The organism is Shewanella sp. T24-MNA-CIBAN-0130, from assembly GCF_040310185.1.
Classification (GTDB): domain Bacteria; phylum Pseudomonadota; class Gammaproteobacteria; order Enterobacterales; family Shewanellaceae; genus Shewanella; species Shewanella psychromarinicola.
In genome coordinates this window covers 41,747-61,621 of record NZ_JBEOPP010000023.1, presented here as the reverse complement: position 1 = coordinate 61,621, position 19,875 = coordinate 41,747, and the positions used below count along the sequence as shown (strand labels likewise).

The following is a 19,875-nucleotide window of genomic DNA, read 5'->3' as shown; positions in this document are numbered from 1 at the left end:
TTAAGTGATTTATTACCTTGGCATGCCGATCTAAAAGCTTGATGATATCGGGCTCCACCGCTTAATTGACCGCTTACCTATCAACACCATATTGACTGATAATGAGCGACAAGGATTGGAGAGAGTTGCTAACGGTGAGGCGGATGTTTTTGTAGGATCGATGTTTTCTGTTAACGCCTATATTCAACAACACGAGTTAACCTCGCTAAAAATAGCGGGCTGGGGTGGTCCTGAAGATGAGTTACGCATTGGCGTTACTCATGCAAAGCAAGATTTGCTGCCACGAATTAACGCTGGACTGGCAAAAATTTCCCAAGCTGAGCATATTTCAATTTATAAGAAATGGCATAATATTACTGTTATTGAAGACATTGATTACAGCCTAGTGATCCAAGTGGTGACTGCTCTGGGGATGTTTATTTTATTTCTACTTTACCGAACCATGTGTGTCAGCAAGTACAATGTTCATTTAGAAGTAAACAACAAGCAATTACAAAAATTACAATTAGAACTTGAGGAAAAAAATAGTGATCTCGATTTTTTGGCTCAACATGATCCACTGACAAAATTGTATAATCGTCAATATTTTAACCAAACTTTTTTAGAGGATGCGAGGCAACCTCAGGAAAAAACACCTCAGAACAACAATATCAGTTTGATCATCATGGATATCGATTTTTTTAAAGCGATAAATGACATGCATGGACATGCTATCGGCGACAAAATTTTGGTTCAAGTAGCACAAGTGCTACAAGCTTCAGTAAGAGAACTTGATGTTGTGGCAAGGTGGGGCGGTGAAGAGTTTGTGGTCGTTTGTCAGCATGTACAGTTGCACGATGCCGCAGAGCTTTGCCAACGAATTACCGATGAGCTTACTTATTTTCATTTTTATAACAATATTAACGTGACCTGCAGTTTCGGGATTGCCTTGCTGGGTGATAATGAACCGATCCAAGCTTGCTTTGAACGAGCCGATGCGGCGTTATTCAAAGCGAAGCAGTCTGGACGTAATCAATATTGTAGTGCCTAGATAAAAATACCCTATTGATTGATGTTTGTGGCCTTAGCGAAACTCATTTTATGGGTTAATAAATACTTATTTGTTGTCGTGGTATGTTCATTGTCAGCATAATATTGGCCTAAAAATGTCGATTTACCCATTTAGGCTACAATTTTACATTTTTAGTTGAAATTACTGAGGCGATTAAAAAATAAACTATTATTTTTTAATCGTTTGTTTTATATCTTATTACTGGCATTTATTGAGTTTTTTTTTGCTAAAAACAAATAAATATTGCACCAGCTATTTGCGCCCAGCAAGGTTCCAATTTACAATATGCGCCTTAATAACCTGATGTGCGGTGTGTAGGTCCTTTTTCGCATGCTCCGTCTACTTCTTAAACTAATCATTAAAGTTGAATCATGACCGAATTATCCAAATACAGAAACATTGGTATCTTCGCTCACGTTGACGCGGGTAAAACCACGACCACCGAGCGTATCCTTAAGCTAACCGGTAAGATCCATAAGATCGGTGAAGTACATGATGGTGAATCAACCACAGACTTCATGGAACAGGAAGCTGAGCGCGGTATCACCATTCAGTCAGCAGCAGTAAGCTGTTTCTGGAAAGACCACCGTTTTAATGTTATCGACACTCCAGGCCACGTTGACTTCACTGTTGAAGTTTATCGTTCGCTAAAAGTGCTTGACGGCGGTATCGGTGTATTCTGTGGTTCAGGCGGTGTTGAGCCTCAGTCAGAAACAAACTGGCGTTATGCTAACGATTCTGAAGTTGCGCGTATCATCTTCGTAAACAAGTTAGACCGTATGGGTGCTGACTTCTTACGTGTTGTTAAGCAAACTAAAGACGTATTAGCGGCTAACCCATTGGTTATGGTTTTACCAATCGGTATTGAAGACGAATTCATTGGTGTTGTTGACCTACTGACTCGTGAAGCTCACGTTTGGGATGAATCTGGTTTACCAGAAAACTACGAAATTCAACCTGTTCCAGCTGATATGGTTGACCTAGTTGAAGAATACCGTGAAATGTTAATCGAAACAGCTCTTGAGCAGGATGATGCTCTATTAGAAGCTTACATGGATGGTGTTCAACCATCTATTGAAGACGTTAAGCGCTGTATCCGTGCGGGTACTCGTACAATGTCTGTGTTCCCAACATACTGTGGTAGCGCATTCAAAAACAAAGGTATGCAGTTATTATTAGATGCAGTTATTGATTATCTTCCTGATCCAGTTGAAGTTGATCCACAGCCTCTAACTGACGAAGACGGTAACGAAAATGGTGAGTTCGCCATTGTTGATGTTGATGCGCCATTTAAAGCATTAGCGTTCAAGATTATGGATGACCGTTTTGGTGCATTAACCTTCGTACGTATCTACTCTGGCCGAATCAAGAAGGGTGACAACATCCTTAACTCGTTTACTGGTAAAACAGAACGTGTTGGCCGTATGGTTGAGATGCAAGCCGATGAGCGTAACGAATTAGATTCAGCTCAAGCGGGTGACATTATCGCTATTGTTGGTATGAAGAACGTACAAACGGGTCACACGTTATGTGATCCTAAGCACCCTTGTACGCTTGAAGCCATGGTATTCCCTGAGCCTGTTATTTCTATCTCTGTAACGCCAAAAGATAAAGGCGGTTCTGAGAAAATGGGTATCGCTATTGGTAAAATGATTGCAGAAGATCCATCTTTCCGTGTTGAAACTGACATTGATTCTGGTGAAACTATCCTTAAAGGTATGGGTGAACTTCACTTAGACATTAAGGTTGATATTCTTAGACGTACTTACGGTGTAGACCTAATTGTAGGCGAGCCTCAAGTTGCTTACCGTGAAACTATTACTCGTGAAATCGAAGATAGCTACACGCACAAGAAACAGTCTGGTGGTTCTGGTCAGTTTGGTAAAATTGATTACGTTATTCGCCCTGGCGAGCAAAACACTGGCTTCACGTTCACCTCTAAAGTTGTTGGTGGTAACGTACCTAAAGAATTCTGGCCTGCTGTTGAGAAAGGTTTCAAAAGCATGATGAATACAGGTACTATCGCTGGTTTCCCTGTGTTAGACGTTGAACTTGAACTTCAAGATGGTGCTTTCCACGCAGTTGACTCGTCAGCTATCGCGTTTGAAATCGCCGCTAAAGGCGCATTCCGTCAATCTATGCCTAAAGCGGGTGCACAACTTCTTGAGCCTATCATGAATGTTGACGTATTCAGCCCAGAGGACAACGTTGGTGACGTTATTGGTGACCTTAACCGTCGTCGCGGTATGATCAAAGATCAAAATGCTGGTGTTACAGGTGTTCGTATTAAAGCTGACGTACCGTTATCAGAAATGTTCGGTTATATTGGTTCATTACGGACAATGACTTCTGGTCGTGGTCAATTCTCTATGGAATTTGCTCATTACGCACCATGTCCAAACAGCGTTTCTGAGAAAGTTGTTGCTCAAGTTAAAGAGCGTAAGGCTGCTGAAACTAAGAAGTAATTCTCGTTTCAATTGACTAAAAAAAACCGTTGCCTAGGCAGCGGTTTTTTTATGTTTTTTTTATGCCCTTGCTACGATATAAAAACAGTTATGATATAAGAGTAGATGTTATTCATAACTGTTTCTGCTGAGCGCTAATAGCGCTTTTGCTGGCGGGGTTAAGGGTAAGTTTTCTCGCCATATTAATGCGAGATCCCAAGTCATTGCGGGATGCATCGGTTTAAATACCAGTCTGCTATTACTTAATCGTTGGCAAATGGGTTCGGGTAAAATCGCGACGCCCAAGTTTGCTTCAACCATCGCGGCTAAAAAATCCCATTGACCCGTTCTAAAGGCTATATTGAGTTGCACCCCAGCTTCACGGCTTAAACGGTTAATTAACTTTGCTAATGAAAAATCTTCGTTATAAAGAATGAATGGATAAGATTCAAAGTCTTGCCAGCGTATCTCCGCTTTATCTGTGAGTGGATGTCCTTCGGGTAAGCATGCAAGTAAGGGATATTTAGTCAGTGGTTGATTCGATAACTCTGTTTTATGGGTTGTCGGCAGTGCGGTAAACGCAATATCTAGACTGTTGTTCAATAGTGCTTGTTCGCAACCAAAGCCGCCATACTCGTACATCTGTATTTCAATCCCCGGATATTGCTGCCGATAATTGGTCAACAAGCTGGTAATTAAACTGCTCATCATAGGGCAGACGCCAAGCCGTAATAGTCCTGTTTTTAAGCCATTGAGGTTGTTAATATCTTCTTGAAGTCGATGCCAATGACCCAAAATTTCCTTAGCACTTTTTTCAAACAATTGCCCTGCTTGAGTTAGCTCAACCTTTTGATTGTTCCTAATCAGCAATTTCTCACCCATATTGTCTTCTAAACGCTGGATGATTTTTGTGAGTGTCGGTTGAGTCATAAAACATTTTTCTGCCGCCCGGGTAAAGTTTTCAGTTTCAACTAAGGTCAGAAAACTCTGCAAGTTCTTGATTGGAATGTTCATGCTTAAATGGAATCCATATTATGTTATTAATTCATTTTACGGATAAAGCATAAACGATTACTTTGAACTAGTTAACAAAACGGGGAATACCAATGAAATCAATTTCTAATTTATGGGTCGGTGCGTTGTGGCAAGCCGCCATGCCGCTTGAAAATGAAGCGCAAGCATTACCGGTTACGCAGATAGCTCGAACTGTGCCAGAAACGCCATTTCACAAAACATCAAAATAAAAAAACCAGCCTAGGCTGGTTTTTTTAGCTTTTTTGTGATGTTAGTTAACCATGTTAGCGGCCAATGCTGGATCGGTTAACCATGCCACTTCAACAGAAGTGGCATTGCTCAAGTCATCGCCCTGTCTGAGTTAGCTCAACCTTTTGATTGTTCCTAATCAGCAATTTCTCACCCAAATTGTTTTCTAAACGCTGGATAAGTTTTGTGAGTGTCGGGTGAGTCATAAAGCCTTTTTCTGCCGCCTGGGTAAAGTTTTCAGTTTTAACTAGCGTCATAAAGTTCTGTAAGCTACTGATTTAAAAGTTCATGCTGAAATGGAATCCATATTATAGTATTAATTCATTTTACGGATGAAGCATAAAAGATTACTTTGAACTCGTTAACTGACACGGAGAACAACCAATGAAATCAATTTCTAATTTATGGGTCGGTGCGTTGTGGCAAGCCGCCATGCCGCTTGAAAATGAAGCGCAAGCATTACCGGTTACGCAGACAGCTCGAACGGTGCCAGAAACGCCATTCCACAAAACATCAAAATAAAAAAACCAGCCTAGGCTGGTTTTTTTTAGCTTTTTTGTGATGCTGGTTAACCGTGTTAGCGGCCAATGCTGAATCAGTAACCATGCCACTTAACAGAAATGGCATTGCTCAAGTCATTGCCCTGCCTGAGCTAGCTCAACCTTTTGATTGTTCCAGATAAGCCATTACTCGCGGATATTATCTTTGAAATGCTGAATGATTTTGGTCGGTGTCGGTTGGGTTATAAAGCCTTTTTATGTCGCCCGTATAAAGTTTTCAGTTTCAACTAAAGTCAGAAAACTCTGCAAGTTCTTGATTGGAGTATTCATGCCTAAATAGAATCCACTCTATGATAATTATTCATTTTACCTATGAAGCATAAAAGATTACTTTGAACTCGTTAACAAAAATGAGGAATGGCAATGAAATCAACTTCAAGTTTATGGGTCGGCGCATTATGGCAAGCGGCGATGCCTGAGAAAGATGAGATCCAATCATATAATGTATCACAAACTGCAGCAGAACCGAGTGCGCAGTCTGTCCAGCACAAATCTCAAACAATAAAACCAGCTTAGGCTGGGTTTTTTTTAAGCATTTTTTGCTATGCGAGTTGACAGCATTATCTACACATTTTGAATAGATAAAAAAAGCCACTTCAATAGAAGTGGCTTTTTTAAATTGAAGCTAGAAGGACGTTATGCCCTCGTGGCTTACTTGGTTGTAAATGTGTTTTCCACTAGTTCCTGTTTATTGTTTGCTTGGGCAACATGACACTGTACACAGAAGTAGTTCATGCCATTTAATGTGCCTTTGTCATCGACTACGTGTGATTTTGCCACTGGCGTTGCTTTCATTCTTTTGGCTTTGTCCCAAGCATGGCATGTCAAACAGCCGTTTTTATCTGTGGTGATACGATAGCTGTCTTTATGAGGGATCAGCGGCGGTTGCTGGGCAAAGCTGCGTGGGATAGCTTTTCCTCGAGTAGGATAAGTTGCCATAGCATCGGCTGGCGAATTGTCGTTTATGGCGACGTTACCTGCACGAGACTCTACTTGAACAGGGGTGCTGTCTGCTAAAGCTTGCTGTCCAGAATAGGCGTTAAGGCTTAATAGTATAGCCGCGACGCTAAGTAGTTTTTTCATTTTCATCTCCGTTACATCCTAATGAATGTAGAAATTGAGCATCATAGCTGTCATGGCTGAATCACCCAATGACAGCAGCAGTGAATATAAAAGGCGTATTAAGCTTTAAATATTTTCACTGGACACTTCTTGAAGTCAGTTTCTTTTGATAAGGGATCCGTTGCATCTAACAGCAGCTTGTTCACTAATTGCTTGGCGTCGAAGAATGGCATGAATACCACGCCTCTTGGCGGCTTATTACGGCCTTTGGTTTCCACTCTGGTGTTGATTTCACCGCGCGGAGAGGCAACGGTAACTTCATCTCCTTGGGCTAAACCGCGCGCCTTAGCGTCTGCTGGATGCATAAAGACCTGAGCACTTGGCATGGCTTTATGCAGTTCCGGTACTCGAGCGGTCATTGACCCTGTATGCCAATGCTCTAGAACTCGCCCGGTGGACATCCACAGATCAAACTCTTCATTAGGCTCTTCTGCAGCGGGTTCATAAGGCAATGCAAATATAACGGCTTTACCATCTGGTTTACCGTAAAAATTGAAGCCTTCACCTTTTTTAACGTAGGGATCGCTGCCTTCAACAAAGCGACGAGTGGTTTCTTTACCATTGACGACCGGCCAACGTAATCCTCGTGTTTGGTGATAAGTGTCAAAGTCGGCTAAATCGTGTGCATGTCCGCGGCCAAATTGAGCATATTCTTCGAAAATACCTTTCTGTAGATAAAAGCCAAAGTGTTCATTTTCATCGTTATAAGTACCTTTACAATCGCTTACTGGGAACTTATTGATTACGCCATTGGCAAATAGTACTTCATACAAGGTTTTATCGGCTAGCTCAGGTTGCTTAGCGATTAACTCTGCTGGCCAGACTTCACTAACTTTAAAGCGTTTAGAGAATTCAACCAGCTGCCATAAATCTGACTTAGACCCTTCAGGTGTTGGTACGAGCTGATGCCAAAAATGAGTGCGACGTTCCGCATTACCATATGAGCCTTCTTTTTCAACCCACATTGCGGTTGGCAGAATTAAGTCAGCAGCCATTGCGGTGATGGTCGGGTAGGGATCTGAGACCACAATGAAGTTTTCTGGGTTACGAAAACCAGGGTAAATTTCATCATTAATGTTAGGGCCTGCCTGCATATTATTTGTACACATGGTCCAATAACAGTTTAATTTACCATCTTTGAGCATGCGACTTTGCTGTACTGCATGGTACCCAGGTTTGGCGGGAATGGTACCCGCTGGGACTTGCCATAGTTTTTCAGTGATTTCACGATGTTTAGGATTTTTTACTACCATATCAGCAGGTAGACGATGCGAGAACGTCCCTACTTCACGGGCAGTACCACACGCTGATGGTTGACCTGTTAGTGAAAATGGACTGTTGCCTGGAGTGGCTATTTTTCCGGTTAACAAGTGAATGTTGTAGAGCATATTGTTGGCCCACACACCACGAGTATGTTGGTTAATACCCATGGTCCATAAGCTCATTATTTTAATGTCAGGATCGGCATAGGCTTTTGCCATAATTTCTAGATTTTCAACCGGAACGCCGCTCATTTCTGACGCGTATTCAGCTGTATAAGTACTGACAAACTTGGCATAGTCTTCAAAGCTAATGGGTGTAGAGCTCCCGTTACCTGAATTTTTGGCTTTCTTTTCCAACGGGTGTTCTGGGCGCAGGCCGTAACCAATGTCAGTGGTACCTAAAGCAAATTTAGTGTGTTTGCTGACAAAGTCTTTGTTCACTGCTTTGTTTTGAATAATGTAGTTGGCAATATAGTTTAAGATGACTAAGTCTGTCTGCGGCTTAAACACCATGGCATTGTCTGCTAAGTCAAAGCTGCGGTTTTCATAGGTAGAAAGCACATGTACGCGGGCATCTTTATGGCTTAATCGACGATCAGTTAGGCGCGCCCATAAGATGGGGTGCATTTCTGCCATGTTGGCGCCCCACAATACAAAGTGATCAGCCGCTTCTAAGTCATCATAGCAACCCATAGGTTCATCAATACCAAAGGTACGCATAAAGCCACCCACAGCAGATGCCATACAATGGCGTGCATTAGGGTCAATATTGTTGGTTAAAAAGCCCGCTTTGTGGAGCTTAGATGCCGCGTAGCCTTCCCAAATAGTCCATTGACCCGAACCAAACATGCCGACTGATGTAGGGCCTTTTTTGGCAATACTGGCTTTCCATTTTTCGGCCATCGTATCAAAAGCAACATCCCAACTTACAGGGGTAAAATCGCCTTCTTTATCATACTTACCATCTTTCATTCTGAGTAATGGCGAGGTTAATCTGTCCTTGCCATACATGATTTTGGATAAGAAATAACCTTTAATACAATTTAAGCCTTTGTTAACAGGGCTTTCTGGGTCACCTTGGGTGGCAACAATTTTACCATTTCGTGTTCCCACTAAAACGCTACAGCCTACACCGCAAAAGCGACATGGGGCTTTATCCCATTTTATTTCACTTTTACCTTCAGCTGCTTGAACGATATTAATTGGAATAGCGATACCCACGGCCGACGCTGCTGCGGCAGCGGCGTTGGCTTTTAAAAACTCGCGACGACTGATGCTCATGGTGTTCCTCACTCTTAGAATGTTGTTCTTGTTTCGTGATAGTCATTGGAGGTGACGTGATAGAGTGAGTCTAGACCTTACTAACGACATGGGTATACCTCCGAATGGGTATAGTGGTTAATAGTTGTGCAAGGTCACATTTTTCAGCGTGATGTAAATCTCATTTCTATAATTAGGGATATGCTGTTTTAGAGTTTGCTTGTAAAGCTTCTCATGCTTGAAATGCAGGGTTTTTAGGTGATGAAAGCTAATATATGCGAGGAGATAAAAAGGGAGTGGGTATATTATATGGCTTTACAGCAGTAAAGGTTATGCTCTTAATAGGTATTAAGCGACTAAAAGCCTAGATTCTAGGACGCTGCGTGGCTAGATCCTATAACATCTAGGTAGCAAGCGATATCGAGCGATGACATACGATAACAAGCGACGTCCAGGGATAACAAGCGATAACGAGCGATAACGAGCGATGTTCAGGGATAACAAGCGATGACATGCGATAACAAGCGATGTCCAGAGATAGCAAGCGATGACATACGATAACGAGCGATGTCCAGAGATAGTAAGCGATGACATACGATAACGAGCGATGTCTAGAGATAGCAAGTGATGACATACGATAACAAGCGAATAAACGAAAAAGCTGAAGCATAGAGCCTATAAAATCTTAGCAGCGAAGCGGTCTCTAGCAGCAAAGCGACACTAGAACCTAGTTGCTAGGACGCTGCGTGGCGTTAGCGATAACCAGTCAACTCCATATATCCCTTTCCTTGGTGACTGCCGGCAATGGTAATAGGGCCTTCCCAATATGAGGTCGACACTAACATGTCACTGTTAGGGTTGAGTGCTTGGGCGGTAATGTCTATTGCTTCACTCTTGATGCCAATACGCCACGCAATAGGATGATAGCCTAATGCTGTTTGTTGCCACTGAGTCGGTTCCATTGAGATATCATTGGGATTATCTTTACTGTTGATATTGCGACCACTGCCATCGGCAAACATTCTTCTGGCACTGTAAAAGTTATCCTTGTTAGTTTGTCCGCGCAGCCTAAACACCATCAGTGTTGAATCATCGTCTAAACGCAGTGAAAACCAGTCCCAGCCCTGTTGGGCTTTGGTTAAAAATTGTGAGCTCCATTCGCGGTCAAGCCAAGCTTTACCGCTGACTTTTTCGGTAACACCATGACGGGTAATTTGGCCTGTGACATCGATAAAGGGCTGGCTGTAGTAGTAAGACGCGACACTTTGGTCGGCACTTTTACTGCTATAACCTTGCTTGCCTTGTAATTGCAGAGGTTGTTGACTGTTTAGCTGTAATTGGTAGCTAAATTGATCATTGTTTACCTTGAGCGTGGCTGGGAATAGGTCGTTAGATTGACTCTGCCATTGCCAGTTTTGTAAATGCACTTGAAATGGTTGCGGTTCAACACCAGCAAGTTGAGGGTGAGCGCGCGACCATTTCTCGGCGATTAAATGTTCAGCTGCAGATGTGACTGCGGCGTGGGCCATATACAGCTGATCCGTTGCCCATGCAGGAGGACGATTCATTGATAACTCGGGGGATGGCAGCGCAGGTGATTGCGCAGTAGACGATGGTGTTTTTGGTGCCAGCGCGATACGGAACTGGGTCCATTGTACCCCTACGTCCTCGCCTTTAGTGGTGGTTAAATTGGCCGTTAAATACCACCATTCAATTTTAAAGCCATCATGGGCTAGATGATCCGCTGGAAACACTAAATTGTGATCGGGTAATACTTGTTGATATCCCGTACTTTGGCTTGCGGTCATATTGGCTATGGTGGATGACGTGTGCTCAGATGACGGGTCTGAACAGCCACTTATCAGTATCATTAAGCCGATCAGCAGTGTGCTAAGCTTGGCATATAAGGTGATCTGCTTGGCGTTATTCATAAGACTTCCTGCTGCAGGCTTGATATCAATGGTTTGCGGGTTTGCCAATACAAAGGCAGGCACACGGCAATGACACTGCTGGCTAGTGCAATCAGCACTACTTGAGCATAAGCTTGCCAATCCCATACCATGGCTATCGTCCAACCAAAGGCTTGTAGGGTCACTTTGTTGATCAACAAATAGCCCAATAGTGCACCTGTGGGCATGGCTAGTAAACAGGTTAAAAATACAATGATCAGCATTTGGGATAACACCATTACCCGCAGTTGCTGGCGGTTGACACCTAAAGCGTATAAGCGGGCTAATGGCGCCAGCCGTGCTTGAGTTAACATGATGCACGCGCTAAACAAACCAATAGCTGCGACCAGTAATGTGAGGCTATTCAACACCACAGTAATTGAAAAGGTGCGCTTGAAAATCTCGATGGCTTGTGATTTTATGCCTTGCTGGCTATACATTTGAGCGGATGAAATCCCCAAGGTTTGAGTGAGTTGTTGCTGTATCTCGTTTAGCTCGCCAGCATAAATTATCGCTAAGCTGATAGGCTTGATAGGTAGCTTATTCGTTTGCCAAGTGAGGTGATGGATAATGGCTTCGCCCATGGGATTACCATAGTCATAATAAATGGCTCCCACTGTCATAGATGAGGCGGTTAAACGGTCAATTTGTACCTTACTGCCAAGTTGTAGGTTCAATTTAATGGCTAATGGTTCGCTTATCATTATGCTGTTGTTCGCGCCAAAATCTTGCCAGAATTGTGGTATTTGGCCTTTAAAAATAGTGGTGTTTTTGAGCGAGTATATATCACGGCTAATCAGCGAAATAGGAGTATTGGTCGATGTCGGCTCAATTTCTGCAGTAGGCGTCCTTGATGAGCTCAGAGCTGCAGAACTTATTATTGCTGAGGTTTTCCATTGCTGATAAACCCCGGTGACTTTGGGTTGTTGTTGTAAAAAACCCTCCAGTTTACTCATGTCGCTTGGATTAGGTATGATGTATAAATCGGCATGTAAACGGGCGTTTAACCATTGTTTTAAGGTGATTTCAAAGCTACCTACTAAGGTGTTCATAGAGATATTGGCACAAATAGCCAACAACATCGCCATCATAGCTAACGATAATGGAGCAATGATATCTTTAGTTTCAGCAACCCCATATTGCCATAGGCCTTTAGGAAATAAGGGCGTAATAAGAGTGAGCATGCTACCCAATAATTGGGGCAGTAATAAAGGAATCGCAATAGTGACGACACCGAGTAAAGCTAAACTATATCGGTAATTTTCAGTCAGATTAAATAGCAGATACGCGCCAAGTAACATGACGACACCAAGGTAGAATTGTTTACGATGTAAACGACGGTAGTGGCGCTCTTGTTTATGGGTGCCTTGGGCTAAAGGAGTGTTTATCAAGTTGGTTAACATGGGGATGCAGGCGCCCATTGCCGAAGCCAAGGTTAAGCCAAAAGCTTGTAAAAACCATGACCATTGCCATATTCCAGGCATTAATCGAGCGTCGTAAAGTTGTTCTAATGTCAGCGCAACCATGGGCTGCAGCCATTGTGAAAGTTGTAAACCAGTAATAAAGCCAATGATGCAGCCAATCAGTACCAATATGAGTAATTCGCACAAAAGCGCGATCATTAAGCTGAATTTATCAATACCTTGCTGCATTAATTGGACAAATAACTTTTGCCGTTTCATTAAGCTATAACGAACCCCGTTATAGGCAATAAATAACCCAACAACAAATGCTAACATGCTCATGGCATTTAAATTTAAATGAAAGCTCTCGGTCAAAGCGCCTAGTGCCTCACCTGTGTCTACTGTAGTGATATTGATTCGGTTGGTATCGATACCGGCGGCTAATAACGTTTGCTTAATAGATTGCTCAAACGAAGGAGGGTTATCGGGCGAAAGTACCTCAGTGGCCGTTGTCGTAGGAGCAAATACCGCGATATAACTTAATTTTCCCTGCATGTTCAGCAGGGGCTGCGCCAGAGACATATCCATTAATAAGGCGCTACCCAACCCCAATTTGTCGTCGACCTGTAGCACATTAAGCTTAATGTTATTAAGCGTGAAGTCGCCATTAGGGGCGATGCGCTTAGCTTGGCTTTGGCTCATCATAATGGTGGGCTGACCATTAAGCAGCTGGCTTAAATCGATGGTCGATGAGGTTAAACTGGCACTTGAGATTGTGGTGTTTTTTGCACTATGTGCTAGCGCTGACACCACATCGCTACCCGTGACTTGCCACAATTGGCCATCAGGGCTGGTCGCCAATCCTTCTATAATCGCTAGACTGTCTATTCCCGCTTGAGATAGGGCAAAATAAACCTGTTCATTGATATCACTGCTGCTGTTATTGCTCAGGTTAAAACTGGCCCGTTGGCTTAATAATTCGGTGGCGCTACTGTAGCTTTGTATGGCATTTTCGTTAGTTGCTTTGACGCCAATCAGTAAGGTGACGGCGAGTATAATACCGATTAAAATGGCGCTCGCTTGTATGGGTGAGTGCTTATAGTGGCGGTAAAAAACCTGTAAGCAGAGACGGACGTTAATTAGTGACATGGCAATCACTCATAAGCTAATGGGGTGATGTTGCGCAGATGCTCTATGCTACCACCGTGTAAATGAAGGTGAGTTTGCATAAAGTCAGCACATTGCTGGCTATGGGTCACCATCACCACGCAGGTATTAGCTTGCTTGGCCAGTGAGGTCAGTAGCGTCATGACTTGCAATCCGGCTTGTTGGTCTAAATTACCTGTGGGCTCGTCGGCAAGCAATAAAGGCGGTTTATGGGCTAAGGCTCTGGCAATTGCGACACGTTGCTGTTGCCCACCGGATAAATTCTCTACCTTACGTTGAAGTAACGAACTTATGTCCAGTTGTTCGCAGAGCTCATCGCACCATGGCGTCCATTTTTGGCCATTCATTGCCAATGAAAAGATGATATTGTCACGCACATTAAGTGGCGTCAGTAAATTAAATTGCTGAAAGACGACCCCAAGATATTGACGGCGGTATTGACTCCATTGCTTATCTTTCCAGGGCGTTACCGATTGTTTCTGGCCATCGATATGAATGAATAATTCGCCGCTGTCGATAGTCTCAAAGCCGCCAATGATATTAAGTAAGGTACTTTTACCACTGCCACTAGGGCCCATAAGGGCAACGGTTTGCCCTTGGTATAACGTCAGATTGACTTGATTGAGCACAGAATGGAATGACTCGCCATCGCGAAACCCTTTATTAATATTTTCTAAGGTAACGAGAGGTTCCATAGTGACTCCATAACTGATGAATGTAATGAGTTATTTGGGTTTAATGAATTTATTTAATTCGTTAACAATATTAATCATATACCTAATATGAGTCAAATAGATCGCCTTGGCTATAAAAAAACAAAAAGCGAACCCAAGGTTCGCTTTTGTAGATGTATTTAGTCGGTTAATAATATGAGTTAATTAGGCATCTGCTAAAGAATACGGCAACTCGATAATAGATAGCTGTGAGCTTTCATCTCCAGCAAGACGAAGTTGAGCGTTGTTTTCGGTATCATTTGGTAGTACCGCTGTAAGCAGTACTTTATCGCCATATTGGACGCACTCAATAATATTACCGCCACGACGGAAACCGTCATCAAGCGCAATTTCTAACGTAGTGTCAGTGGTGATTTTTTGATTGCTGGTACCGGACAAAATATACAAAGCGCGTTTATTACCACCGCGGTATTTCATTCTAGCAATCGTTTCTTGGCCCATGTAACAGCCTTTAGTAAAGCTGATGCCATTAATGGCTTGTAAGTTACACATTTGTGCTACGTACTGGCCTGAATGAGCGGCATCAATGTTGGGATAACCGGCTTTAATTTCTAATGCTTGCCATGCACTGGCATCAAACAATGTTTGACCCGATTGGTTGATGATTATTTCGGCTGCGGCTGATTTAATAATGGCAATAAAACGATCTCCATCGCGAATGATTACGCCCTGATCTACAAAGTTAAGTGTTTGCGATACATCGCCAAAATGTTCAGTAGCAAAGGCTTGTGCCTCTGCTCCAGCTATGCCGATTATGTGGTAGTCATCACTGACATCAGCCAGTTCAGCTTTACTAAATACCGCGTATTTTTGTAAATGTGGTAAATCTAAACTCAAGGCACTTTTGGGCAGTAACATGAATAAGCTATCGCCCACAGCAAATGTTCGGAAACTGGCAAGCATTTTACCTTTAGGGTCGCAATGCGCGCCCCATTTCCACTCGTATGTACCAAGAGAGGTAATGTCTGTAGTGACTTGGCCTTGAATAAAGCTACGCCCTTGCTCTCCGGTGATTTCGATTAATCCCATATGAGCTAAACTTGATAACATTAATGCAGGAGATGTGGCGATGAAATCCCAATCTGGTTGGTTTACTGAAATAGTCATAACTATCCCTAAGCTGAGAATAAGACGGTATGCTTGGAGTGTAACGGAATAATACAATGCTCAACAGGGGGCAAGGTTTTAAAAGCCAATAAAAAAGCTACCTTTTGAGCAAGGTAGCTTTTCGAGTAAGCCAATTAACCTGAGTTAATCCATTGCGAAGCAAAAGTTAAAATAATACTCGCGCACGGATAGTGCCTTCGATTGACTTCAACTCAACTAATGCTTCTTCGGCTTGGTCTGAATCAACTTCCATTACCACATAACCAATTTGAGCAGTAGTCTGTAGGTATTGTGCGGCAATGTTAATGTGCTTCTCTGAAAACGCTTGGTTGATTTTGATCAACACACCAGGACGGTTATGGTGAATATGCAATAAGCGTGAAGTACCACTATGTTGAGATAATGACACTTCAGGGAAGTTCACTGCAGATAAGGTTGAGCCATTATCTGAGTATTTCACTAGCTTGCCAGCCACTTCAACCCCGATATTTTCTTGTGCTTCTACAGTACTGCCGCCAATGTGTGGCGTGAGCAATACGTTGTCTAAACCTCGAAGTGGAGTGATGAATTCATCATCATTAGACTTAGGTTCAACCGGGAATACGTCAATTGCTGCGCCAGCAAGATGCTCAGATTTTAGCGCTTGGGCTAGGTCTTCAATATCAACCACGGTGCCGCGGGAGGCATTGATAAAGAAACTGCCTTGGCGCATTTTAGCAAATTCAGCCTTAGCGAACATGTCTTTGGTTTGTGGCGTTTCGGGTACATGCAGGCTGACAACATTGGCCTGAGCCAATAACTCATCCATAGAGCGAACTTGTGAGGCATTACCTAACGGTAATTTATCTTCAATATCAAAGAAAATCACTCTCATGCCTATGGTTTCAGCTAAAATACCTAGCTGAGTACCGATATGACCATAACCAACAACACCTAAGGTTTTACCACGGACTTCAACACTGCCATTGGCGCTTTTTAGCCAACCGCCGCGATGTGAAATCGCATTACGCTGCGGAATACCACGCATTAACATGATGATCTCACCAATCACCAATTCTGCAACACTACGCGTGTTGGAAAATGGCGCGTTGAAGACCGGAATACCCAATTGTTCAGCTGTCGATAAATCGACTTGATTAGTCCCAATACAGAAGCAACCAATAGCAGCTAGTTTTTCTGCATGATGTAATACTTCAGCTGTCAGTTGCGTGCGTGAGCGTAAACCAACAAAATGCGCATCTTTGATTGAAACCAGTAATGCAGCTTCGCCGAGTGAGGCTTTGTGATATTCAATATTGGTGTAACCTGAACGTTCTAGTACATCGACCGCAGTTTGGTGGACGCCCTCCAACAGCAGGATTTTAATCTTATCCTTGTCAAGCGAATGTTTCGCCATGATATGGGTACCCTCTTATCATTAAATGGTGCTTATGCTAATGCTTATACTAACAGTTATGATATAAATGCAGACTTCCGACGCAATACCAAAGTAGCACTTTTTTTAGGGCTTGTGGAGGGCTAGATGGCTGAAGGAATATTTTTAATTGAGAACAATATCGCAGAAGAGGAATTTTCGATGAAAAAAGGTGTGATATGGATAACAATTTATCTGTTGGTATTGTTGTGGTCGCTGATAAACCCTAAAGATATGTTTACTTGGTGGCTGGAAGCCATCCCTGCATTACTCGCATTACCGATATTGTTTTTTAGTCGTAAAAGCTTTCCGCTAACCCCGTTAGCTTATGGCCTTATTCTAGTGCATTGTTGTGTGTTATTTGTGGGAGCTCGTTACACCTATGCTGAAGTACCATTATTTGACTGGCTAGCTCAACTGATGGGCAGTGAGCGAAACAATTACGATAAAGTCGGCCATTTTGCCCAAGGTTTTATTCCGGTGATATTGGCGCGTGAAATTTTTATCCGTAAGCAGGTGATACAAATAGGTGCTTGGTGCCAGTTTTTAGCGGTATGTTTTGTGCTCGCATTTTCAGCTTTTTATGAATTAGTTGAATGGTGGGTCGCCATTGCTACTGGCGAAAATGCGGAGGCTTTTTTAGGCACTCAAGGGTATGTTTGGGATACTCAATCTGACATGTTTTTAGCATTAATTGGTGGCGTGTGTGGCGTATTGTTGCTTTCATCTCTTCATAACAAACAGATAGCGACCAAAATGGCGGTCAATAACCATTTGGTGTGACTGCGCAGGCTGGGCTTATCGTGGCATAAAAGGCATCATAAAATAGCTAAATTTGGCTGCTAGCCTGAGAATTAATTAATGGCTTTAAGCGAATGTAAAGTATGAGGCTTATCAGTCTTGAATTAGTGATAAAGTCTATGGCAAGTCAGTCAAACTTACTATTAATACTTTAGACTTACATAATAGCCATAATAACCAGCAAATTTTTACTATGCTTGCTGTATAGAAAGGTTTTTATCATAACAGTAGCTATTGAGAGTGACCGATTAACCACGATTATCTAATCTGTCGGTTAATCCATTTACAAGATAAGGCGATTAACTAATAACCAAATAAAATGTTCTAAATATAAAGAGATGAAAGTAAACTATCTGCTCTGCCTAGTTCTGAAGGCTAGTAAATGAGTTCCATTTACGTATAGTATATAACCTCAGGATGTGATCAAGGTATGTTGAGCAATAATGTACTTTTCAGGGAGAAGAGTGATGAGTTCGAATATCGATGAGTTGGTGTTCTTGCACCAAATCGCAGCACCTTGCCATTTAGCTATTTTGGCTGAATCTATCGGGTTAAAAACTCGCATTGTAAAACATGCGGCTGAGCTTGAGTTAGAAAAAAAATCCAATAACTTTTATCTTATTTCACAAAAGGGCGCAGCCTTAGACAGTAAAGGTATTCCGTTATTGGTGTCGCGTTTAGTCGAACATGTTCCGGTTGCTTTATATCAAGTTGAACGAGGTTCACTTGATCAAGAGTCTGCACTGCTCCAAGGCGTGCGTGGTTTATTGTACAGTGATCAACGCATGGATTTAATGCTAACGGGTTTGCGTAAAATGGTGGCTGACGAATTGTGGTACGACCGGCCATTGATCAGTAAAATCTTTAGACGTTTAGTTCAGCAGTTAGATACTCGTACTGAAATCCCTGCCGATACCGTTGCCATTCTCCAAAGGTTGACCAATCGAGAAAGAACTATTATTCAGCTTGTCTCTAGTGGCGCGCGTAATAAAGAAATTGCCCAGCGATTGTGTATTAGTGAACATACCGTTAAAGCCCATATCTCCTCTATTTTCCGTAAAACAGAGTCACGCAACCGAGTTGAGTTATTACGTTGGGCACAAACTTATCAAAGTCACTGGGAATTGGTGAGTTAACGTACTGGACGATTTATCCAATAACGACAATAACGACAATAACGACAATAACGACAATAACGACAATAACGACAAAAAGGAGCTTAGGCTCCTTTTTAATGGGGTGGTGTTATCTATCGCGTTTATCTTTTAAAAGCTTAAGCTAATCAGTACACTGAGCTTTCTAGTAATGATAATGATGGATATTAAGAATGAGTATTTGGTTTAAAACGGTCACTTTAGAAGATTGTGCTCGTTTGGATGCAGGGATGCAGGGAAAGGGCACCTTAATGCAAACGTTGGGCATTAAAATCACTGAAATTGGCGATGATTATATGGTCGCCACCATGCCTGCTAATCCCGCTGTGCATAATCCATTAGGGATGGTTCATGGTGGCGCGAATGTCGCACTCGCGGAAACGGTAGCCAGTTATGCTGCCAATTTTGTGGTCGATTTCACGCGCTATTATTGTGTCGGACAAGAAATCAACGCCAATCATTTAAAAGCATCACGTAATGGCGAATTAACCGCGACAGCAAAACCTGTACACATTGGCAAGCGCAGTTCTGTATGGGAAATATTAGTGCACAATAGCGCTGGCAAACTTTGCTGTATTTCAAGAATGACAGCTGCAGTTGTAGAGCGATAAGCTATAGTTAGAACAATAGCGACTAAATCTACAGTAGATCAACATTTTAGTCTTGCTGCCTATTTATTATGTAGATAACGTTACTGCTTGTTTAATCATAATGAATGTACAAGGGCTAAGGGGAAGTGCTCGGACATTTGTTAGCTGAACAGAGTGTTTTTGGCTTCAACTTGTTTATTCAGCATCGTAATATAAGGAAAATCCATGGACAATATTAACCCTTGGGAATGGGTCGGCTACTTAGCTTCGGTCGTTGTTGCTATTTCCTTGATGATGGCGAACATCAAAAAATTACGCTGGTGGAACTTAATTGGTGCTGGATTATTTGTGGCTTACGGCCTGGCCATAGATGCATTACCCGTTGCTTTGGTTAATTTTTTTATTGTGTTAATTGATGCCTATTATTTGATTAAGTTATACCGTAAACCAACCCCGCCCACAGACTAATCATTCCTTTACTCAATGATTTAATACCAAAAAGGTAAACTGACAACGTTGGCTTTTTTATTGTCATTACACTATTTTTTGGATTAATTTAAATAGTTTTAATCGCTTTTAACGTATTTGGCTATC

17 protein-coding genes and 2 pseudogenes are annotated in these 19,875 nt (G+C 42.4%); 9 read left to right on the top strand and 10 right to left on the bottom strand.

Annotated features, from left to right (window positions below):
- Positions 1-160 precede the first annotated feature (160 nt).
- Together AAEZ02_RS11205 and fusA are read left to right on the top strand one after the other, a co-directional pair.
- Positions 161-1,030 (top strand): GGDEF domain-containing protein, encoded by an 870-nt coding sequence (locus AAEZ02_RS11205; RefSeq protein WP_502959590.1) that lies wholly within the window; start codon positions 161-163, stop codon positions 1,028-1,030.
- Between the two features lie 392 nt (positions 1,031-1,422).
- On the top strand, positions 1,423-3,516 hold the full coding sequence (gene fusA / locus AAEZ02_RS11200; RefSeq protein ID WP_101032891.1) for an elongation factor G: 2,094 nt from the start codon (positions 1,423-1,425) through the stop codon (positions 3,514-3,516).
- A gap of 108 nt (positions 3,517-3,624) precedes the next feature.
- Here fusA and AAEZ02_RS11195 read toward each other — a convergent pair whose 3' ends face one another.
- Positions 3,625-4,509: a LysR family transcriptional regulator gene (locus AAEZ02_RS11195; RefSeq protein WP_101032890.1), complete on the bottom strand. Its 885-nt coding sequence runs from the start codon at positions 4,507-4,509 to the stop codon at positions 3,625-3,627.
- A gap of 92 nt (positions 4,510-4,601) precedes the next feature.
- Between AAEZ02_RS11195 and AAEZ02_RS11190 the strand changes: the two genes are divergently transcribed.
- Complete coding sequence (locus tag AAEZ02_RS11190; RefSeq protein ID WP_351075574.1) at positions 4,602-4,739, top strand: hypothetical protein; 138 nt, start codon at positions 4,602-4,604, stop codon at positions 4,737-4,739.
- 117 nt (positions 4,740-4,856) lie between these two features.
- On the opposite strand, the pseudogene AAEZ02_RS11185 reads toward AAEZ02_RS11190, so the two are convergent.
- A pseudogene (locus AAEZ02_RS11185) lies at positions 4,857-5,036 on the bottom strand (helix-turn-helix domain-containing protein); the annotation flags it as partial.
- A 106-nt stretch (positions 5,037-5,142) separates the two neighbouring features.
- Between AAEZ02_RS11185 and AAEZ02_RS11180 the strand changes: the two are divergent.
- Positions 5,143-5,280: a hypothetical protein gene (locus AAEZ02_RS11180; RefSeq protein WP_164839409.1), complete on the top strand. Its 138-nt coding sequence runs from the start codon at positions 5,143-5,145 to the stop codon at positions 5,278-5,280.
- Between the two features lie 167 nt (positions 5,281-5,447).
- Here the strand turns inward: AAEZ02_RS11180 and AAEZ02_RS11175 are convergent.
- A pseudogene (locus AAEZ02_RS11175) lies at positions 5,448-5,588 on the bottom strand (LysR family transcriptional regulator); the annotation flags it as partial.
- A 93-nt stretch (positions 5,589-5,681) separates the two neighbouring features.
- Here AAEZ02_RS11175 and AAEZ02_RS11170 point away from each other — a divergent pair.
- Positions 5,682-5,834, top strand: a complete 153-nt coding sequence (locus AAEZ02_RS11170; protein ID WP_335687566.1) for a hypothetical protein — start codon at positions 5,682-5,684, stop codon at positions 5,832-5,834.
- A 135-nt stretch (positions 5,835-5,969) separates the two neighbouring features.
- Here the strand turns inward: AAEZ02_RS11170 and AAEZ02_RS11165 are convergent, their stop codons facing one another.
- From AAEZ02_RS11165 to serA, 7 genes are all read right to left on the bottom strand, one after another.
- Positions 5,970-6,401 (bottom strand): nitrate reductase cytochrome c-type subunit, encoded by a 432-nt coding sequence (locus AAEZ02_RS11165; protein WP_124013999.1) that lies wholly within the window; start codon positions 6,399-6,401, stop codon positions 5,970-5,972.
- 98 nt (positions 6,402-6,499) lie between these two features.
- A complete protein-coding gene (napA, locus tag AAEZ02_RS11160) occupies positions 6,500-8,983 on the bottom strand; it encodes a nitrate reductase catalytic subunit NapA (RefSeq protein WP_101032888.1) in 2,484 nt (827 codons plus the stop codon).
- A 731-nt stretch (positions 8,984-9,714) separates the two neighbouring features.
- Positions 9,715-10,893: a lipocalin-like domain-containing protein gene (locus tag AAEZ02_RS11155; RefSeq protein WP_124014000.1), complete on the bottom strand. Its 1,179-nt coding sequence runs from the start codon at positions 10,891-10,893 to the stop codon at positions 9,715-9,717.
- Entirely contained in the window at positions 10,890-13,463 is a 2,574-nt protein-coding gene (locus AAEZ02_RS11150) for an ABC transporter permease (protein WP_124014001.1), read from the bottom strand. The genes AAEZ02_RS11155 and AAEZ02_RS11150 overlap by 4 nt, the downstream gene beginning before the upstream one ends.
- Before the next feature lie 5 nt (positions 13,464-13,468).
- Positions 13,469-14,176 carry an ABC transporter ATP-binding protein gene (locus AAEZ02_RS11145; RefSeq protein ID WP_101032885.1) on the bottom strand — a complete coding sequence of 236 codons (708 nt, stop codon included), beginning with the start codon at positions 14,174-14,176 and terminating at the stop codon, positions 13,469-13,471.
- A gap of 183 nt (positions 14,177-14,359) precedes the next feature.
- Entirely contained in the window at positions 14,360-15,322 is a 963-nt protein-coding gene (ygfZ, locus tag AAEZ02_RS11140) for a tRNA-modifying protein YgfZ (protein ID WP_124014002.1), read from the bottom strand.
- 166 nt (positions 15,323-15,488) lie between these two features.
- Positions 15,489-16,718, bottom strand: coding sequence for a phosphoglycerate dehydrogenase (gene serA, locus AAEZ02_RS11135; protein ID WP_351123103.1), 1,230 nt, complete (start codon positions 16,716-16,718; stop codon positions 15,489-15,491).
- A gap of 180 nt (positions 16,719-16,898) precedes the next feature.
- Between serA and AAEZ02_RS11130 the strand changes: the two genes are divergently transcribed.
- The 4 genes from AAEZ02_RS11130 to AAEZ02_RS11115 all read left to right on the top strand — a co-directional run bounded on the left by AAEZ02_RS11130 (position 16,899) and on the right by AAEZ02_RS11115 (position 19,749).
- Positions 16,899-17,519 (top strand): DUF2238 domain-containing protein, encoded by a 621-nt coding sequence (locus tag AAEZ02_RS11130; RefSeq protein ID WP_101034750.1) that lies wholly within the window; start codon positions 16,899-16,901, stop codon positions 17,517-17,519.
- A gap of 485 nt (positions 17,520-18,004) precedes the next feature.
- Positions 18,005-18,673, top strand: coding sequence for a helix-turn-helix transcriptional regulator (locus AAEZ02_RS11125; protein ID WP_101032882.1), 669 nt, complete (start codon positions 18,005-18,007; stop codon positions 18,671-18,673).
- A gap of 191 nt (positions 18,674-18,864) precedes the next feature.
- Entirely contained in the window at positions 18,865-19,302 is a 438-nt protein-coding gene (locus tag AAEZ02_RS11120) for a PaaI family thioesterase (protein WP_101032881.1), read from the top strand.
- Positions 19,303-19,506: 204 nt separating this feature from the next.
- Positions 19,507-19,749, top strand: coding sequence for a YgjV family protein (locus tag AAEZ02_RS11115; RefSeq protein ID WP_101032880.1), 243 nt, complete (start codon positions 19,507-19,509; stop codon positions 19,747-19,749).
- The last annotated feature ends 126 nt before the right edge of the window (positions 19,750-19,875 follow it).

Excerpts from the sequence above, each read along its gene's own strand:
- AAEZ02_RS11165 (WP_124013999.1), bottom strand. The coding sequence starts at position 6,401 with ATGAAAAAACTACTTAGCGTCGCGGCTATACTATTAAGCCTTAACGCC.
- AAEZ02_RS11115 (WP_101032880.1), top strand. The coding sequence starts at position 19,507 with ATGGACAATATTAACCCTTGGGAATGGGTCGGCTACTTAGCTTCGGTC.
- AAEZ02_RS11190 (WP_351075574.1), top strand. The coding sequence starts at position 4,602 with ATGAAATCAATTTCTAATTTATGGGTCGGTGCGTTGTGGCAAGCCGCC.
- AAEZ02_RS11180 (WP_164839409.1), top strand. The coding sequence starts at position 5,143 with ATGAAATCAATTTCTAATTTATGGGTCGGTGCGTTGTGGCAAGCCGCC.
- AAEZ02_RS11170 (WP_335687566.1), top strand. The coding sequence starts at position 5,682 with ATGAAATCAACTTCAAGTTTATGGGTCGGCGCATTATGGCAAGCGGCG.
- serA (WP_351123103.1), bottom strand. The coding sequence starts at position 16,718 with ATGGCGAAACATTCGCTTGACAAGGATAAGATTAAAATCCTGCTGTTG.
- AAEZ02_RS11205 (WP_502959590.1), top strand. The coding sequence starts at position 161 with ATGTTTTCTGTTAACGCCTATATTCAACAACACGAGTTAACCTCGCTA.
- AAEZ02_RS11195 (WP_101032890.1), bottom strand. The coding sequence starts at position 4,509 with ATGAACATTCCAATCAAGAACTTGCAGAGTTTTCTGACCTTAGTTGAA.
- AAEZ02_RS11130 (WP_101034750.1), top strand. The coding sequence starts at position 16,899 with ATGAAAAAAGGTGTGATATGGATAACAATTTATCTGTTGGTATTGTTG.
- AAEZ02_RS11150 (WP_124014001.1), bottom strand. The coding sequence starts at position 13,463 with ATGTCACTAATTAACGTCCGTCTCTGCTTACAGGTTTTTTACCGCCAC.
- AAEZ02_RS11155 (WP_124014000.1), bottom strand. The coding sequence starts at position 10,893 with ATGAATAACGCCAAGCAGATCACCTTATATGCCAAGCTTAGCACACTG.
- ygfZ (WP_124014002.1), bottom strand. The coding sequence starts at position 15,322 with ATGACTATTTCAGTAAACCAACCAGATTGGGATTTCATCGCCACATCT.
- AAEZ02_RS11125 (WP_101032882.1), top strand. The coding sequence starts at position 18,005 with ATGAGTTCGAATATCGATGAGTTGGTGTTCTTGCACCAAATCGCAGCA.
- AAEZ02_RS11145 (WP_101032885.1), bottom strand. The coding sequence starts at position 14,176 with ATGGAACCTCTCGTTACCTTAGAAAATATTAATAAAGGGTTTCGCGAT.
- napA (WP_101032888.1), bottom strand. The coding sequence starts at position 8,983 with ATGAGCATCAGTCGTCGCGAGTTTTTAAAAGCCAACGCCGCTGCCGCA.
- AAEZ02_RS11120 (WP_101032881.1), top strand. The coding sequence starts at position 18,865 with ATGAGTATTTGGTTTAAAACGGTCACTTTAGAAGATTGTGCTCGTTTG.
- fusA (WP_101032891.1), top strand. The coding sequence starts at position 1,423 with ATGACCGAATTATCCAAATACAGAAACATTGGTATCTTCGCTCACGTT.